Source organism: Kitasatospora sp. NPDC008050 (assembly GCF_042957465.1).
In the GTDB taxonomy this organism is placed as follows: Bacteria; Actinomycetota; Actinomycetes; order Streptomycetales; family Streptomycetaceae; genus Kitasatospora.
The window spans coordinates 1-16280 of the sequence record NZ_JBIBIJ010000041.1; the positions used below are offsets into that span (position 1 = coordinate 1).

Here is a 16280-nt window from a genome sequence, read left to right on the forward strand (position 1 = left end):
CGTCAACACCGCGCCCAACCGCCGCGCCTGCTCCCGCAACGCCCCCTCCGAACGACCCGACACCACCAACGGCACCAACCCACCACCCAGCGCCAGGGCCGCGTCATCGGCATCGGGCGCAGCAGCGGGATCCGTTCCGGCGTGCGCCGGAGCCTCTTCGAGGATCAGGTGGGCATTGGTTCCGCTGACCCCGAAGGAGGACACACCCGCACGCCGGGGCTCGTCACCGGCGGGCCACTCCTGGGCCCGCGTCAGCAGCTCCACCGCACCCGCCGACCAGTCGACGAACGGCGAGGGCTCGTCCACGTGCAGCGTCCTGGGCAGCAGCCCCGCCCGCAGCGCCAGCACCATCTTGATCACACCGGCGACACCCGCGGCCGCCTGCGTGTGACCGACGTTCGACTTCAACGATCCCAGCCACAACGGGCGCTCGGCAGAACGGTCCTGGCCGTACGTCGCCAGCAGCGCCTGCGCCTCGATCGGGTCACCGAGCGTCGTGCCCGTGCCGTGCGCCTCCACCACGTCCACCTCGGCGGCCGACAGCCCCGCGTTGGCCAGCGCCTGACGGATCACCCGCTGCTGCGAGGGACCGTTCGGCGCCGTCAGACCGTTCGACGCACCGTCCTGGTTCACCGCACTGCCACGAACCACCGCCAGCACCTCATGGCCGTTGCGCCGCGCGTCCGACAGCCGCTCCAGCACCACCACGCCGACGCCCTCGGCCCACCCGGTACCGTCCGCCCCCGCGGCGAACGCCTTGCACCGACCGTCCGGCGCCAGCCCGTTCTGCCGACTGAACTCCACGAAGATCCCCGGCGACGACATCACCGTCACACCCGCCGCCAACGCCAGCGAACACTCACCCGCCCGCAGCGACTGCGCCGCCAGGTGCAGCGCCACCAGCGACGACGAACACGCCGTGTCCACCGTCACCGCCGGCCCCTCCAACCCCAGCGCATACGACAACCGCCCGGAGAGGACACTGGTCGCGCTGCCCGTGAGGAGGTACCCCTGTGCCTCCTCCGAGCGCTGGTACAGCCGCGGGCCGTACTCCTGTGCCATGGCGCCGACGAACACGCCGACCTGGTCACCGCGCAGCGAGGCCGGGTCGACACCGGCCCGCTCGATCGCCTCCCACGAGGCCTCCAGCAGCAGCCGCTGCTGCGGATCCATCGCAGCCGCCTCACGCGGCGAGATCCCGAAGAAGGCGGCATCGAACTCGGCTGCGTCGTAAAGGAATCCACCGGCCTGCGGGATCGACGTGCCGTCCTCGCCGACCGGGCGGGCGAGATCCTCCAGGTCCCATCCGCGGTCGCCGGGGAATCCGGAGATCGCGTCGCCCTCCTCGACGAGCAGCCGCCACAGCTGCTCGGGCGTGGTCACACCGCCGGGCAGGCGGCAGCCCATCGCGACGATCGCGATCGGGTCGTCCTGGGCCACTGTCGCGACCGGCGCCGGCAGACGGTCCTCCGTGCCGAGCAGCAGGTCGCGCAGGTGATCGGCGACCGCGGTCGGGCTCGGGCGGTCGAAGAGAAGCGTGCTGGGGAGCCGACGGCCGAGGACCGCACCGACCCGGTTGCGCAGCTCCACCGCCATGGTCGAGTCGAAACCCAGGTCACGGAAGGTCAGGGTGGGTCGGATGTCGGCCGCTCCCCGGTGACCGAGCACCGCGGCGGCCTCGGCGCAGACCAGGTCGAGGCACCTCCGCCGCTGCTCGGCGGGCGGCAGGTCGAGCAGGCTGCGGCGCAGCAGCGCGAAGGCATCGGCATCGGCGTCCGCGTCCAGCTCGGTGGCTTCCGCGAGGCCGTCGGTCGCCGCGGACTCGACCGGAAGCCGGGGAACCGCGGACCGGGTGGTGGGTGCCAGCCAGTGGCTGCGGCGCTGGAACGCGTAGGTGGGGAGGTCGATCCGGCGTGCGTTCCGGCCGCCGAGCACCGTTGCCCAGTCGACCTCCACGCCGTGGACGTGGGCCTCGGCCACGGAGGTCAGGAAGCGCTCGGGGCTGCCCTCACCGCGCCGCAGCGAGCCGAGGGCCACGGCATCCCGCCCGGCCTCCTCGGCGCACTCCTGGATGCCGACGGTCAGCACGGGGTGCGGGCTGGCCTCGATGAACACACCGTGCCCGGACTCCAGCAACCCCCGCACCACCGGCTCGAACCGGACGGTCTCCCGCAGGTTCCGGAACCAGTAGCCCGCGTCCAACACCGCCGTGTCGATCCACTCACCCGTCACCGTGGAGTAGAACGCCACCGAGGACGACACCGGACGCACCGGAGCCAGCGCCTCCAACAACTCCCCCTCCAACGCCTCGACCTGCGCCGAGTGCGAGGCATAATCCACCGCGATCCGCCGCGCCCGAACACCCCGCCCCTCGCAGTCGGTCAGCAGGGCCTCCAGAGCCTGGGGCTCACCCGAGACCACCACCGAGGACGGACCGTTCACCGCCGCCACCGACACCCGCCCCCCGAAGCCCGCCAGCAGCTCCTCGACCACGGTCAGCGGCCCGGCCACCGACACCATCCCGCCCAACCCCGCCAACCGCCGCGCGATCACCTGCGAACGCAACGCCACCACCCGCGCACCGTCCTCCAACGACAACCCACCCGCCACCACCGCCGCCGCGATCTCACCCTGCGAATGCCCCACCACCGCCGCCGGCTCCACCCCCACCGAACGCCACAACGCCGCCAACGACACCATCACCGCCCACAACACCGGCTGCACCACATCCACCCGCTCCAACCCCGGAGCACCCGCCACCCCACCCAGCACATCCCGCAACGACCACTCCACAAACGGCGCCAACGCACCCTCACACGCCACCATCGACTCCCCGAACACCACCGAGGACTCCCACAACTCCACCGCCATCCCCACCCACTGCGACCCCTGCCCCGGAAACACCAACACCACCCGGGAATCACCACCGACCACACCACGCACCACGCCGGCACCGGCGCCGCCGGTCGCCACCGCCCGTACACCGTCGAGCAGTTCCTCCGCGTCCGCGCCCAGCACCGCCGCCCGGTGCTCGAACATCCCACGTGACAGAGCGAGCGACCAGGCCACATCCGCCGGCTCGGCGTCGGCCGTCCCCTTCGGCGCGCCGGCGCCGACCGACTCGGCCAGTCGCGCGGCCTGCTCGCGCAGGGCTGCCTCACTGCGCCCCGACAGCACCCAGGCCAGCGCGGACGAATCGAGGGCCGGCGACGCACCGCCACCGCCCGGGAGCTGCTCCGCCTCCCGGCTCGGCTCCCACCGGGTCAGGACGACATGGCAGTTGGTGCCGCCCATGCCGAACGAGCTGACGCCCGCGGAACTCGGCGTGTCGGTCTCGCCGATCGGTTCGAGGCCCACCTGCACCCGCAGGTTCGTCTCCTCCAGCGAGATGGCCGGGTTCGGGATCTCGAAGTTGAGGCTCGGCACCAGCACGCCTTCGCGCAGGCACAGGGCCGTCTTGACCAGGCCCGCGATGCCGGCGGCACCCTCCAGGTGCCCGATGTTGGTCTTGACCGAGCCGACCGGCAGCGGCGAACCGGCCCGACGGGCGCGGCCCAGCACGGCGCCCAGGGCCGCGGCCTCGATCGGATCGCCCAGGGGTGTGCCGGTGCCGTGCAGTTCGACGTAGGCGACGTCGGACGGTGCGATGCCGGCCCGCTCGTAGGCGAGCCGCAGGACCTCCTCCTGGGCGCGCTGCTCGGGGGCCGTCAGGTTGGCGCCGCCACCGTCGTTGTTGACCGCGCTTCCGGCCAGCAGGCAGTGCACGACGTCGCCGTCCGCCAGTGCCGCCGACAGCGGCTTCAGCACGATGACGGCGCCGCCCTCCCCGCGAACGAAGCCGTTGGCCCGGGCGTCGAACGTGAAACAACGCCCGTCGGGGGAGAGAGCGCCGAGCTTGGAGATGGCGAGGTTGCCCTCGGGAGCGAGATTGAGGTGCACACCGCCGGCGAGCGCGACCTCGCACTCGCCGCGACGCAGGCTCTCGGCCGCGAGGTGCACGGCGACCAGCGACGACGACTGGCCGGAGTCCACCGTCAGGCTCGGGCCGCGCAGACCCAGCGCGTAGGAGACGCGGTTGGCGATGATGCCGCGCTGGAGTCCGGTGGCGGTGTGCGGGGTGAAGGCTTCCGCTCCCCTGGCGCGGACCAGGGCGGCGTAGTCGTCGGCGATGGCACCGACGAAGACGCCGACCTGGTGGGCACGGAAGCGAGCCGGGGCCATGCCGGCGTCCTCGAAGGACTCCCAGGCCAGTTCGAGCACCAGGCGCTGCTGCGGGTCCATCGCGGCCGCCTCGCGCGGCGAGATTCCGAAGAAGGCGGCGTCGAAGCGGTCCACTCCGTCGAGGAAGCCTCCGCGGGAGACGGCGTCCGCCGCCGGGTCCTCCCCGGGGAGCGCCGAACGGCGGTTCTCCGGCAGGTCGGTGATGGCGTCGACGCCGCCGGTGAGCAGTGCGGCGAACGCACGGATGTTCGCCGCCCCCGGAAGCCGGCAGGCCAGGCCGACCACGGCGATCGGCTCGGCAGTCACGGGCTGGACAGCTGCCGCGCGGACTTCGGACCCAACCGTCATGTGCTTTCCTTTGCTCATCCGGGATTTCGGCGGCGTCGCGCCCGCAGCGAGGTGAAGTCCGACCCGTCAGGAACAGCCCGTCGGACGGCCGGCCGTGGTCGTGCCCGTTCTGGTTCGGTGCATCGCTCCGAGGAGCGTGCGGGTCACTTGACCCGGTAGGCGTGGATGACGTCCGACGGCACCCAGGCGTCGCCCTGCTGGGCGAAGCTCCGCTTGACGAAGTGGTCCTCGTCGATCACCTCGAACTCCTCCTTGGTGACGAACTGCTGGCCGAAGCCGAAGCAGTCACCGACGAAGCGGATGGCTCCGTCCTCGTCCCAGCCCTTGGAGGAAGGGGTCGAGTGGTTGCCCCAGTTGTCGTGGTACAGGCCGTAGAAGGACGAGGACGAGGCGCTCCAGCCGAAGATCCAGCGGCCCTCGATGCCGTGCTCGGGAACGCTCTGCAGCAGCTCGTAGACGTGGCCGTTGTAGACCGACCGCGTCGTCCAGCTGGCCGTGCCGGTAGCCGGCGGGTCGGCGACGAGGTTGGTGTACTCGACGCGGAACTCGCCGAGCAGGAAGTCCAGATCGCGCATCCGGTCCGAGACCGGCACGGCGAACTCCTGGGCAGCGGTCGGCTCGGTTTCCTGCGTGCTCATCAATCGACTCCAGAGATCGGCGGGTTGACGGAGAACCGTGGGCTTCTCCCAACGGGCCTGATCAGCCCGTACTTTTCGACGAACCTAGTGACGGGCTCGGGGCACCGGCAAGGAATGCCGGTGACGTTAGGGGCTGGGGCGGAGCCCGAACGCGGGTCAGGGGGCCCCTGATAGGGGGCTGCGCTCTGGGCTTGTCCGACAAGCCCTGGTGGTGACGCGGCTCGCTCGGCACATGCCGGTGACGGCCGGGAGGGGCCGCACGTCCTCGGGGTCACGGGTGGGCCGGGCGCAGGGGACGCGGCCGGGGCAACCGTCCCCCGATCACTGCGGCTGCGCCGGAGCGGGCACGATCCGCCGCGGCCCCGGGGCGGGCCCGTCACTGATGGCGAACACCGTGGCGCCGTCACCCGTGGTGATAGAAGCCCTGTCCGGTCTTGCGGCCCAACAGTCCTCCGGCCACCATGCGGGAGAGCAGCGGCGGCGGCGCGTAGAGCGGCTCGCGGAACTCCTCGTACATCGCCTCGCCGACCGCGGCCAGCGTGTCCAGGCCGACGTGATCGGCAAGGGCCAGCGGCCCCATCGGGTGGGCGCAGCCCAGCTTCATACCGTCGTCGATGTCCTCGGCGCTGGCGAAGCCGGACTCGACCATCCGGACCGCCGCGAGGAGGTAGGGGACGAGCAGGGCGTTGACCACGAACCCGGCCCGGTCCTTCGAGCGGATGACGCGCTTGCCGAGCACGCCGGAGACGAACGCCTCGGTCCGGTCGAGCACCGGCTCCGCGGTGAGCAGGGAACCGGTCAGCTCGACCAGGGGAAGGACCGTCACCGGGTTGAAGAAGTGCACGCCGACCACGTGGGCGGCGCGATCGGTGGTTCGGGCGAGGTTCACGATCGGGATCGACGAGGTGGTCGAGGCGAGGATCGCCGCCGGATCCTCGACGACCTTGCCGAGGAGGCCGAAGACCTCCCGCTTGGCCTCCTCCCGTTCGGGTACGGCCTCCAGGATCAGCTGGCGGTCACTCAGGTCGGACAGCGCGGTGGTGAACCCGACCCGCGAGAGGGCCGCGTCCCGCTCGGCCCCGGTCAGCTTGCCCTTGCCGACGCCGTGGTCGAGGGAGCGCAGCAACCGGGCCCTGCCACGGGTCACCGAGTCCTCGCCGGGCACGGCCACCAGGACGTCGAGGCCGGCGCGGGCGCAGGTCTCGGCGAATCCGGCGCCCATCGTGCCGCAGCCGACCACGCCGACCCTGGTGATGCCGTCGGCTTCTCCCCCGTCGGTTCCCGGGCCGGGCCGGGTCATGCCTGTGGAATCCATGTGCTGATCAACCCACCAGTGCGCCGGCGCCGTTGGTCGCGAACGGGCGCATCGGGGTGATCCGGTCGGCGCCGATCCGCTGCCTCAGCTCGGGGTCGGTCACGCCGAGGCCGGTCTCGGGGGCCAGGCAGAGCACACCGACCTTTCCCAGGTGACCGTTGGTCTGGACGAGGCGGGTCGCCTCGGCCGCCTCGCTGAGCGGGTACACCGTGGACAGCATCGGCATGATCTTGCCCATGCTGATCAGCCGGTTGGTCTCCCACATCTCCTGGTAGTTGGCGGCGTGGCTGCCGATCACCCGCTTCAGCTTCATCCACAGGTAGCGGTTGTCGAACTGGTGCTGGTAGCCGGTGCTGGAGCCGCAGGTCACCACGGCGCCGCCGCGGCGGACCACGAAGACGGAGATGCCGAAGGTCGCCTGTCCCACGTGCTCGAACACGACGTGCGGGTCCTCGCCGACCTCCTTGCGGATGATCCCGCCGAGCCGCTTGCCGATCTTGATCACCTCCGCGGGATCGTGCTCGGCGCCGTTGGTGAGGCCGATCTCCTCGCGGTTGATCACCAGGTCGCAGCCCAGCGCACGGGCGGCCTCGGCCTTGCTCTCGGATCCGACCACGCCCACCGCGATCCCGCCGGCGTTCTTCACGAACTGGATCGCGTAGCCGCCGAGTCCGCCCGCCGCGCCCCAGATGAGCACGACGTCGCCCTGCTTGATCCGGGCGCCCCGGTCACTGACCAGCATGCGGTAGGCGGTACCGGCACACAGCAGGTTGGACGCGGCCTCCTCCCAGGTGAGATGGGCGGGCTTGGCGAGCAGCTGGCTGGCCCGCACCACCGTGAAGTCGGCGAGACCGCCGAAGTTCGTCTCGAATCCCCAGGCCCGCATCTCCGTCCCGAGCATGCCGTCCGCGTGCACGGCCGGCTCCTGGTCGTCCACGTGCACCGGGTTCAGCACCACGTGGTCGCCCACGCGCCAGCGCCTGACCCCGGAGCCGACCCGCACGATCACGCCGGACCCGTCCGAGCCGACCACCTGGTAGGGCAGGTCGTGCCGGGCCGCCCACCCGCCCTGCCGGGCGTACTGCTTGAGGAACTGAAAGGTCGGCAGCGGTTCGAACATCGCCGACCACACCGTGTTGTAGTTCAGGGCGCTGGCCATCACCGCGACGACCACCTCGTCGGGGGCCAGCTCGGGCATCGCGACCGGTCCGACGCGCAGCGACTTCCGCACGTCCTTGTCGGCGACGTTGCGGAACATGTCCACGTCCTCGACGCGCAGGTGCGCCGCGGTGAACTCCTGCGGCAGCTCGGCGCGCTCCAGCTCGCTGGGCGACGCCCCCGCGAGAACCGCTTCAACCAAGGAACTCATCACTACCCTTTCCGGCCGCGTGCCGGGCAACCCGTGGGTCGGGTCGCCCGGCACGACGGCATCTGTCCGTTGAGCCTGGGGTTACCAGGTCACAAGCAGCTGGCTGAGCTCCGGCAGCGGCGACGGCATGGCCGGGCGAAGCTCGTCCATCGGGACGGCCAGGCGCAGGTCGGGGATCCGGCGGAACAGGGTCTCGAAGGCGATCTCCAGCTGCACCCGGGCGACGTTCATGCCGAGGCACTGGTGGACGCCGTGGCCGAAGGCGAGGTGCTGCCGCGCGGACGGGCGACTGACGTCCAGCACCTCCGGGTCGGTGAAGACCCTCTCGTCACGGTTGGCCGCCGCGTTGGGGACGATGATGCCCTCACCCTTGCGGATCAGCGTGCCGCCGATCTCGACGTCGGCCGCCGCCACCCGGGGCAGCAGGTCGAGGACGCTGAGGTAGCGCAGGAGTTCCTCGACGGCGCCGGGGACCGCGTCCGGGCCGCTGCGCAGGATCGCGAGCTGCTCGGGGTTGTCCAGCAGGGTTGCCGTGCCGATGTTGATCATCGACGTCGTGGGGGCCACCCCGGCGACGAAGACCACGAACGCCAGGTTGGCGAGCTGCTCCTGGGTGAGTTCACCGGGCTCGACGAACTTGGCGACCAGGCGGCTGATCATGTCGTCGCCCGGCTTCTCCGCCTTCTCGGCCACGACCTGGGCGAAGTACTGGTGCATCGCGACGAACTGGAAGCCGACCGCCGCCGTCGCCATGGCGATCGGGTCCGGAGCGACACCGCTCTCCTGCGCGGCCGCCATCTGCTGCTGCATCATCGCGCCGACCGTCTGGGCCGCCGAGGCCTGCATGTCCGCGCTCGACATGCCGAGCAGCTCGCAGGTCACCCGCTCGATCAGCGGGGTCGCGAAGGCCGCGCCCAGGTCCGCGGGACGCTCGCCCTCCAGCATGGCGTCGATCAGCGCGTCGGCGTGCTTCTGGATCGCGGGACGCAGCTCGTTGGCGCGACGCACCGAGAACTCGCTGATCAGCATCTTGCGGAAGGCGGTGTGCTGCGGCGCGTCCATGGTCGGCAGCGTCGGGAAGCTCCGCGTCCCCTCCATGATCGCGGTGTAGAGGGGGTAGGCCGGGTTGGTGATGTCCGAGCTGAAGTTCTTGTTGTCCAGCAGGACGGCACGCGCGTCCTCGTAATCGGTGATCACCCAGATCAGGTTGCCGTTGTACAGCTTGGCGCGCACCGGAGACCGCTTCGCGCGGATCTCCGCGTACTCGGTCGGCGGCTGGAAAGGACACGTCCGAATAATCGGGAAGTCCATTTCAGAGTTGATTTCCACGTCGGTCATTTACCCGATTCACCTTTCACTGCATGAGCCCATGGCGTCGGCAGGCTATCCACGCGCCCACCCCTACGAACACCCCTACGAACACCTCTGAAATACATCCCGCTCCCCTAGCCGAAACAACCGTCCGGAAAACCGGGAGCCGGCTGGGCTCTTCGGCCGGACAGGCCCATCGGCGGGACAGGCCCTAGGAGACCGTTACCTGGGAGAGCCGCTCACGGATCACCTTCAGGACGGCCGCCTGCTGCGCCGCGAGGAAGAAGTGACCGCCGGGGAAGACCTCCAGGTCGAACTCCCCCGAGGTGTGCTCCCGCCAGGCCCGGGCCTCGTCCATCGAGGTCCTGGGGTCGGCGTCACCGGTCAGCACGGTGACGGGGCAGGCCACGGCGGCGCCGTCGTCGCAGCGGTAGGTCTCGATCGCCCGGTAGTCGCTGCGGAGCGCCGGCAGCACCATGCGCAGCAGTTCCTCGTCCCCGAGGACCCGGGCGTCGGTCCCGCTCAGCTGCTGCAGCTCCCGGACGATGCCGTCATCGTCCCTGAGGTGCACCTTCTCGTCACGGGTGCACGACGGCGCCCGCCTCCCCGAGGCGAACAGGCGCACCGGCGTCACGCCGAACTCGCGCTCGATCCGCCGGGCGACCTCGAAGGCGAGCACCGCGCCCATGCTGTGCCCGAACAGGGCGAGCGGCCCGTCGGCCCAGCTGTCCGTGGCCCGGAAGATCTGGTCGGCCAGGGCGGGGATGTCGTCGACGCAGGGCTCCAGCCGCCGGTCCTGCCGGCCCGGGTACTGCACCGCCAGCACGTCGAAGCCCGGCGAGAGCGCGGCCGAGACGGGAAAGTAGAAGCTCGCCGATCCCCCCGCGTGCGGGAAGCAGACCAACCGCACCTTGCTCGGCTCGGCCGGGTGAAAACGCCGCAGCCACAGATCGTGGTCAGCTGTCTCGGTCATGCCCGTCTCGGTTCCTCTCTGCTGCAGACCCTGTCCACTCGGCGGCCCCGATCGGCCGCATACAAGGTCGTTCACCAGCATTTCCGCCCGATCCGACAACCCACAACCCCTCACCCGGTCGAATTCCTAGGGGGGACTGCCATAGGGGTTCACCACCCTGCGGGTCGCGGTTATGCTCGGCAACCCTGACGCGACCGGTCAGGCAGGTGTTCTGTATCGAGGAGGAACGGCTTTGACGTCCACCGAGAGGTCCAATGCACTGCTGCGCGGCGGGCCCAGGGATATGTCGGCCCAGCCGGAATACCGGTATGTCGAGGAACCGACGGAGAAGGTGAAGATTTTCCAGGGGAACTATTACGACCACTACGAGCCCACCGCCGAGAGCGAGCTGCACGGGGGCCGGCCCTGCCGGGTCTACGTCTGGACCGGGCGCACCTACGTCGCCGAGTAGCGTTCCCCGGCCGGTCCGGCACGGTCGAGCTGAGCCTTCCAGGCGGAAATCAGCGGCCCGCTGCCCGGAGGATGCGCCGCGGGCCGCTGTCGCGCAGGTGGACGGGTGCAGCCTGAACGGAGCATCAACTCCTGGCGCACCACCGCGCTCTGCCTACACGCGATCTTCCGTCACACCGGATCCGTTTCCCGCAGGGCCTCCCGCACGGCTTCCGGCACCGCGTCCGGCACGGCTTCCCGCACCGCTTCGGTGTCCGCCTTCGCCCACCGCTGCTCCGGGCGGGTGAAGAGGTACCCGGCCGCCGCGGCCACCGTGACCGCCATCGCCACCAGCACCACCCGGAAGTCCACCGCGGCGATCAGTGCGGCGCCAACGGCCATCGCCATCACCTGCGGCACCGTCATGATGACGGTGAACCCGGCATAGACCCGGCCGATCAGCTCCGGCGGCGTGTGGCGGAAACCGATCGTGGTCAGCCCGATGGCGATCCACGGCATGCTGGCCCCGCACAGCACCATCCCGGTCGCCACCACGGCCACCGACGGCACGGTCTGCAGCAGCGCGCCGAGCCCGAAGGACGCCATGCCCGCGGCCACCAGCAGGCCGTCCCCGATCCGCCGGGCGATCCGGGCCGCGGTCAGCCCGGCCAGCACCGCTCCGACCCCCTGGCCGACCAGCAGCACACCGAGGAAGGACGGCGGTCGGCCCAGCCCGTCACCGACCACGGCGAGCCCGACCGTCTCGGCCAGACCCATCCCCACCATGGTCAGCGCGCAGCCGATGGTGAGCTGCCGCAGCACGACGGTCCTCGCCAGATGCCGGATGCCCTCGGTGATGTCGGTGCGCCACCCGCTGTCGCCGGACGACGGCGCGTCCTCCTCCAGTCGCACCGCCAGCAGGGCGGCCACCGCGACCAGGAAGCTACCGGTGTCCACCAGCACCACGGCATGGGCGCCCAGCGCGGCGAAGAGTCCGGCCCCGGCCAGCGGGGAGACCAGCCGCAGCGCCTGCTTGGCGGTCTGCAGCAGGCCGTTGATCTCGCCCACCTGCTCCTCGGGGACCAGCACCCGCAGCAGGCCGGCCTGCGCCGGATCGAGGAAGCTGTTGGACAGGCCGTAGAACAGCATCACCAGGTAGACCAGCCAGACCTGGCCGCTGCTGTGGACCAGCAGCAGCACCGGCAGCACGGCGGCGGTCGCCAGGTTGAGCACCAGGAGCAGCCGCCGCCTGCGGAAGCGGTCGGCGACCATGCCGCCGACCGGGGCGAAGAGGGTGCCGACGATCACCAGGAAGAAGGTGAGCGCGGCCGCCGAGTTGCTCCCGGTCAGCTCCTTGACCCAGATGCCGGCCACCAGCCAGAGCATCGTGTCCCCGAGCACCGAGACGAGCTGTCCCAGCAGGAACCAGCGCACGTTCCGGTCGGCCAGCAGCCGCCCCACACCACGGTCCGTCAGGTCACGCGTCATGGCCGAGCCTCTCGGTGAGCATCCGGCCGAGCTCCGCCAGGCCCTGCGGGCCGAGCAGCTCGGCGTGCCGGCAGTCGACGCGGTACTCGTGGATCTCGCCGGTCAGGTGCGCCCGCCAGGCATCGCGCGCGGTCGGCGCGTCGGCGGGGCGGCTCCCGGCCGCCGTGACGAAGACGAGGTCGCCGTCCACCGTGCCGGGCACGTGGTCCAGCACCAGGCGGCTGCTGTGCACCGCCGTGTCCAGCAACGCGGCCACCGCCTGCTCCTCCACCTGCAGCCGCCGCGCGTTCTCCTCACGCAGCAGGGCCAGGATCCGCTGCCGGTCGGCGCCCTGTTCCACCAGCTCGCGCACGGCGGGTCCCGCGCCCGGCAGCAGCGCGCCGAGCACCTCCTCCTCCGCCTGCGCGTCGAGAACCGCCGGGTCGACGCCGGCCCGCGGGTCCCCCGGATCCTGCGCGACGGTGGCCGGGAAGGAGTCGAGCAGCGCCAGGAACGCCACCTGCTCGCCGTCCCGCTGGAGCAGTTCGGCCATGGCATGGGCGATGGTGCCGCCCAGCGACCAGCCGAGCAGGTGGTACGGCCCGGCGGGCTGCACCTCGCGGATCCGCGCGACGTAGTCCCGCGCCATCGCCCTGATGGACACCGGGCGGTCGTCCGGGTGGCGGATGCCGCTCGCCTGGAGCCCGTACAGCGGTCGCTGCGGGTCCAGCCGGGGCAGCAGAGCCGCGTAGCCCCAGCTGAGGCCCATCACCGGGTGCACGCAGAACAGCGGTGCCGCGGTGCCGCGGGCGCGCAGCGGCAGCAGCACGTCGAGCGGATCGCCGCCCGACCGCTCACCCTCCGAGCGCTCACCCTCCGACCGCTCACCCTCCGACCGCTCGCCGAGCCGGGCGCCGAGTCCCGCCGGGGTCGGCGCCTCGAAGAGCACCCGCAGGTCGAGCCGGGCACCGAAGGTCTCCCGGACGGCGCTCATCAGCCGGACGGCCAGCAGGGAGTGGCCGCCGAGGGCGAAGAAGTCGTCGTCCGGGCCGACCTCCGGCACGCCGAGCACCTCGGCGAAGAGGGCGCAGAGCACGATCTCCTGCGGATCGGCCGGCACCCTGGCCGGGGCCGTCCGCTCGATGCCCGGGGTGGGCAGGGCCCGGGTGTCGAGCTTGCCGTTGCGGGTCAGCGGGAGCGCGTCGAGCGGCACGAACGCCGAGGGCAGCATGTAGCCGGGCAGCACCGCCGCCGCGTGGGTCCGCAGCTGCGCCGGGTCGAACCCGGCACCGGCGGCCGGGACGACGTAGGCCACCAGGCGCTGATCCCCGGCCGCGAACTCGCGCAGCACCACGGCGGCGCGGCTGATGCCGGGGTGCTCGGTCAGCACGCTCTCGATCTCGCCCGGTTCGATCCGGAACCCGCGCACCTTCAGCTGCTCGTCGGCCCGGCCGACGAAGAGCAGTTGCCCGTCCGCACCCCAGCGCACCAGGTCACCGGTGCGGTACATCAGCTCGCCGGTACCGAAGGGGCAGGCCACGAACCGTTCGGCCGTCAGGGCGGGGCGGGCGAGGTAACCGCGGGCCAGGCTCTCGCCCGCCACGTACAACTCGCCCACCACGCCCGGGGGCACCAGGCGCAGGCCGGCGTCCAGGACGTACAGGCCGGCGTTCCGGACCGGGCGGCCGATCGGGACCAGGCCGCCGGACGAGCCGGTGGGCCGGCCGGCGATGGGCTCGCCGACGGTGGGCCGGCCGGCGGTGATCTGAATGGTGGTCTCGGTCGGCCCGTAGAGGTTGACCGGTTCGACGTCCCAGACCTGGCGCACCTGATCGGCGAGGCCCGCGGGGAAGGCCTCGCCGCCGACGAAGACCTGCCGCAGCCCCGACACCGCCCGGGCCTGCGGCGCCGCCAGGAGCGCGGCGAGCAGGGTGGGGACGAACTGCGCCACGGTCACCCGCAAGGCGGTCAACTCGCGCAGCAGCAGGGCCGGATCCTTGGCGCTCGCCTCGTCGACCACGGCCACGGCCGCGCCGGTGAGCAGGGGCAGCCAGATCTCCCAGACCGCGGCGTCGAAGCCCGGGGAGGTACGGGCCAGCACGCGGTCACCCGCGCCGACGGGGAACCGGTCGGCCATCCAGAGCATGTGGTTGACCACGCCGCGCTGGCGGGCCACGACGCCCTTGGGGCGACCGGTCGAGCCGGAGGTGTAGATGACGTACGCCGCCTGCTCGCCCGACACCGGCGCCGCCGCGCTCGGCGACGGGCCGGCCACCGCGTCCTCGTCCAGGGCAGGCCCCAGCAGGAGGTGGGCCAGGCCCGGCGGGACCAGGTCCGCCGTCGCGTCCACCGCGACCAGCAGATCCACGGCCGCCTCGTCCAGCACCGCGGCGATCCGGCCCGCGGGCAGGCCCGGATCCAGCGGCAGCCAGGCCGCGCCGGTCAGCGTGACCGCGATCTGGGCGAGCACCCAGTCGGCCGAACGCGGCACCAGCAGGGCCACCAGCGAACCGGGGCGCACCCCACGCTCCGCCAGTCGGCCCGCCAACGCGCGGGCCCGGTCGGCCAGTTCACCGAAGGACAGCTCAACACCCGCACCGACCACGGCAACCGCCGCCGGCTCGGCGGCCGCCCGGGCCAGGAACAGCGAGCCCAGCGACGCCCCCTCCGGCACCGCCACCGCCGCACCGGCACCCTGCCGGAGCAGCTCGGCACGGGCCGGCGCCGACAGCAGCTCGACGCCACCGAGGCGCCGATCCGGCCCGGCCACCACCGAATCCAGGAACCGCACGAACGCGTCCGCCAGGAACTCCACCGACGCGTGGTCGAACAGGTCCGCCGAGTAGTCGAGTTCACCGTCGACACCGAGGGTCCGGCCCCCGTCGTCGAAGCGCTCGGCGAGGGTCAGTGACAGGTCGAACTTCGCCGCCGCGCCGGTCACCGGGACCGGCCGGGCCGTCAGGCCGTCGAGCTCGATCCGCGCCGACGCGGTGTTCTGCAGCGCGAGCATCACCTGGAAGAGCGGGTGCCGTGCCATGACACGCGGCGGGTTCAGCACCTCCACCAGCCGTTCGAACGGGAGGTCCTGGTGCGTGAAGGCCGTCAGGTCGGTCTCCCGCACCCGCCCGAGCAGCTCCCGGAACGTCGGGTCGCCCGACACATCGGTGCGCAGCACCAGCGTGTTGACGAAGAACCCGACCAGGTCGTGGACCGCCTCGTCGGTGCGGCCGGCCACCGGGGTGCCGATCGGGACGTCCTCGCCACCGCCCAGCGCGCTCAGCCAGCCGGCCATCGCGGCCTGCAGCACCATGAAGACGGTGGTGTGCGTCCGGCGGGCCAGTTCGACGATGCGCGCGTGCAGGTCGGCCTCGATCCGCAGCGGAACCGTGCCGCCCTCGCCGCTCGGGTACGCCGGGCGCGGGCGGTCCGCCGGCAACGGCAGCTCGTCCGGCAGGGCGTCGAGTTCCTTTCGCCAGTAGTCGAGTTGACGAGTCGTCAGACTGTCCGGGTCCGCTTCGTCGCCGAGCAGCTCGCGCTGCCACAGCGTGTAGTCCGCGTACTGCACGGGGAGTTCGTCCCACTGCGGGGCGGTGCCCGCGCGGCGGGCCGTGTAGGCGGCGGTGAGGTCGCGCACCAGCGGTGCGGTCGACCAGCCGTCGGAGACGATGTGGTGGGCCACCAGGAGCAGCACGTGCTCGTCGTCGGCGGTCCGGAACACCTGGGCCCGCAGCGGGGCCTGCGCCGTCACGTCGAACGGACGGGTCGTCTCCGCGGCCAGCGCCTCCTCCAGAGCCTCCTCCAGCGCTCCGTCCAGCGCGACGCCGGGCGTACCGCTGCTGCGGAGGTCGATGACGGGCAGCTCGATGCGCGCCTCGTCCGCCGGGCGGACGACCTGCTCGGGCTCACCGTCACGCTCGGGGAAGACCGTGCGCAGGCTCTCGTGCCGCCGCACCACGTCGTTCAGCGCGGCAGTCAGCGCGGCGGTGTCCAACTCGCCGGTCAACCGCAGCACCAACGGCATGTTGTAGGCACCACTGTCCGGTTCGAGACGGTTCAGGAACCACAACCGCCGCTGGGCGAAGGAGACCGGCAACCACTCGGGCCGCACCACCGGCCGCAGCGCGGGCCGCTCACTCACCCCCTCACCCGCCAACGCCGTGGCCAACCCCGCCACCGTCGGCGCCTCGAACAGCATGCGCAACCGCAGCT

Annotated in this window: 9 protein-coding genes; 1 reads left to right on the plus strand and 8 read right to left on the minus strand. The window is 71.9% G+C overall.

Annotated elements, in window-relative coordinates:
- The 6 genes from ACFZB9_RS36455 to ACFZB9_RS36480 form a co-directional block, all read right to left on the minus strand.
- Positions 1–4569: beta-ketoacyl synthase N-terminal-like domain-containing protein (locus tag ACFZB9_RS36455; RefSeq protein ID WP_391454409.1), on the minus strand; the 4569-nt coding region annotated here is incomplete at its 3' end.
- Between the two features lie 143 nt (positions 4570–4712).
- Entirely contained in the window at positions 4713–5207 is a 495-nt protein-coding gene (locus ACFZB9_RS36460) for an NlmOI (protein ID WP_391454411.1), read from the minus strand.
- Positions 5208–5610: 403 nt separating this feature from the next.
- Complete coding sequence (locus tag ACFZB9_RS36465) at positions 5611–6507, minus strand: 3-hydroxybutyryl-CoA dehydrogenase (protein ID WP_391454412.1); 897 nt, start codon at positions 6505–6507, stop codon at positions 5611–5613.
- Between the two features lie 22 nt (positions 6508–6529).
- Complete coding sequence (gene ccrA, locus ACFZB9_RS36470; protein WP_391454414.1) at positions 6530–7891, minus strand: crotonyl-CoA carboxylase/reductase; 1362 nt, start codon at positions 7889–7891, stop codon at positions 6530–6532.
- Between the two features lie 81 nt (positions 7892–7972).
- Positions 7973–9229, minus strand: a complete 1257-nt coding sequence (locus ACFZB9_RS36475) for a cytochrome P450 (RefSeq protein ID WP_391454415.1) — start codon at positions 9227–9229, stop codon at positions 7973–7975.
- A gap of 184 nt (positions 9230–9413) precedes the next feature.
- Positions 9414–10175, minus strand: coding sequence for a thioesterase II family protein (locus tag ACFZB9_RS36480; protein WP_391454416.1), 762 nt, complete (start codon positions 10173–10175; stop codon positions 9414–9416).
- A 172-nt stretch (positions 10176–10347) separates the two neighbouring features.
- On the opposite strand from ACFZB9_RS36480, the gene ACFZB9_RS36485 reads away from it, so the two are divergent.
- A complete protein-coding gene (locus ACFZB9_RS36485; RefSeq protein WP_391454418.1) occupies positions 10348–10626 on the plus strand; it encodes a DUF5988 family protein in 279 nt (92 codons plus the stop codon).
- Positions 10627–10796: 170 nt separating this feature from the next.
- Here the strand turns inward: ACFZB9_RS36485 and ACFZB9_RS36490 are convergent, their stop codons facing one another.
- On the minus strand, positions 10797–12092 hold the full coding sequence (locus ACFZB9_RS36490) for an MFS transporter (RefSeq protein ID WP_391454420.1): 1296 nt from the start codon (positions 12090–12092) through the stop codon (positions 10797–10799).
- The gene (locus tag ACFZB9_RS36495) at positions 12082–16209 is read right to left on the minus strand and encodes an amino acid adenylation domain-containing protein (RefSeq protein ID WP_391454422.1); all 4128 of its coding nucleotides are present in this window, start codon (positions 16207–16209) and stop codon (positions 12082–12084) included. Before ACFZB9_RS36495 ends, ACFZB9_RS36490 begins: the two co-directional genes overlap by 11 nt.
- Positions 16210–16280 lie beyond the last annotated feature (71 nt).